Genomic DNA, 1,551 nt, shown 5'->3' on the forward strand with positions numbered 1-1,551 from the left:
GCTTTGTGTTTGATAATGGGATTGTTAGTATGAAGCATGAGAGTTACCTCGCGTTTTGTTTAAGGATTAGACACCCATATCAAAACCGGTAACTCTCAACCTTTCAAGGTCCAGTGTCAGATCTAGTCGCGACTAATACACTTCATAGGATTGCGTGGTGATGACACTTTTCTCTTCATGCCAGGTATAGAGTGGCACGCCGGGATCGTCGTGGCTTTCCTGCAATACGTAACGTTGCAGTTTAACTGGTTGTGCATCGGTTAAATCCTCTCCCACCTTCTCTGCGGTGATTAAACGCACCCCTTGCGGATAGCGCACCAGTTAAACATCGAAAATCTTCTTCCGCGATGTGGCAATATGATAATCAAACCAGATAAACGCATCGCTGTTGGGGACGATTGAATAACCGTCCGGGGTTTTGATGTAAAAGCTCAAGCATCGGTGAGGGTGTAAGGTGTTGTTTTCGAAGGTGGCAAGCACCGCGAAATCCTCTGAGGTCGAGTGTGCCAGCGCCAGATTATTCACACCCGGTTGCAACGGCACCAGACTCAAACCCGTGGTGTTCGAAACCGCTGCACTCTGGCAGGCTGCTATCGTCGTACCTCTGTAAAAGAGCAGGGCGGCGATGATGCGCCGAGCGTTGGTAAGCAAAAACATAGCGGTGATTATCCCTTTCATGCCCACGCTGGGCGAAAACCGGTCAGTAACCGTCTCATTTCATCAAGTAAGTACGGATGCCATCGAGGAACATCTGGGTCGAGAGCATGACCAGAATCAGCCCCATCAGTCGCTCCAGCGCTGCAACGCCTTTCTCACCCAGTAAGCGCAAAAAGAGATCGGACATCAACAGGATGATAAATGAAATCCCCCAGGCGATGCAGAGTGCTAGCGTTAAATGCGGCAACTGATCTGGATATTGATGCGATAACAGCATCAGCGCGGCCAGAATAGACGGTCCGGCGACCAGTGGAATTGCCATCGGTACCAGAAAGGGTTCTTCCCCAGCGGGCAACCCGCTGCTGTTGCTTTCCTGCGACGGGAATATCATGCGGATAGCGATTAAAAACAGCACAATGCCGCCCGAAATAGACACTGTTTCGGTACGCAGATTGAGAAACGCCAGAATACGTTCGCCCGCAAACAGAAAAATCAGCATCAGCCCAAGGGCGATCACCATCTCACGAATCAGCACCACCCGTCGGCGTTTCGGGTCCAGATGTTTTAGTACCGACATAAAAATGGGCAAATTGCCCAACGGATCCATAATTAACAGCAACAGAATGGTTGCTGAGATCATTTCGCTCATGGTGGTGGTGGACTCCTGTTATCCATTTAATGATGGCACCGCATTAGCCACATTGCTGAAAAAGCCGGTGTCATCTAATAAATTCACTTGCGGCTTCTGGTACATTTTGGCTTTGTTGAATAAATCAGAACTTGTAACGACTGCGCCCCATACGGGTCGATTGTTACGTGATGCGAATACTGTTCGGCATTCCTAATAGCGTGATCCGGTTAAGCGCTTTGACCATGGCCATGGCTTCACCCACC

General features: G+C 49.6%; 3 protein-coding genes and 1 pseudogene. All 4 read right to left on the reverse strand.

Annotated features, from left to right (window positions below; translation table 11 throughout):
• Window positions 1–132: 132 nt before the first annotated feature.
• Window positions 133–318, reverse strand: coding sequence for a hypothetical protein (locus tag QZ506_RS09210; protein ID WP_291970569.1), 186 nt, complete (start codon window positions 316–318; stop codon window positions 133–135).
• 3 nt (window positions 319–321) lie between these two features.
• Complete coding sequence (locus QZ506_RS09215; RefSeq protein ID WP_291970571.1) at window positions 322–552, reverse strand: hypothetical protein; 231 nt, start codon at window positions 550–552, stop codon at window positions 322–324.
• Window positions 553–712: 160 nt separating this feature from the next.
• Complete coding sequence (locus QZ506_RS09220; RefSeq protein WP_195314464.1) at window positions 713–1,306, reverse strand: YhgN family NAAT transporter; 594 nt, start codon at window positions 1,304–1,306, stop codon at window positions 713–715.
• Window positions 1,307–1,469: 163 nt separating this feature from the next.
• Window positions 1,470–1,551 (reverse strand): annotated as a pseudogene (locus QZ506_RS09225) (lipoprotein); the annotation flags it as partial.

The sequence above is a fragment of the Candidatus Symbiopectobacterium sp. genome (assembly GCF_020054415.1).
GTDB lineage: Bacteria > Pseudomonadota > Gammaproteobacteria > Enterobacterales > Enterobacteriaceae > Symbiopectobacterium.

Bases quoted from the DNA above. Each gene is read 5' to 3' on its own strand.
- QZ506_RS09220 (WP_195314464.1), bottom strand. From the start codon at position 1,306: ATGAGCGAAATGATCTCAGCAACCATTCTGTTGCTGTTAATTATGGAT.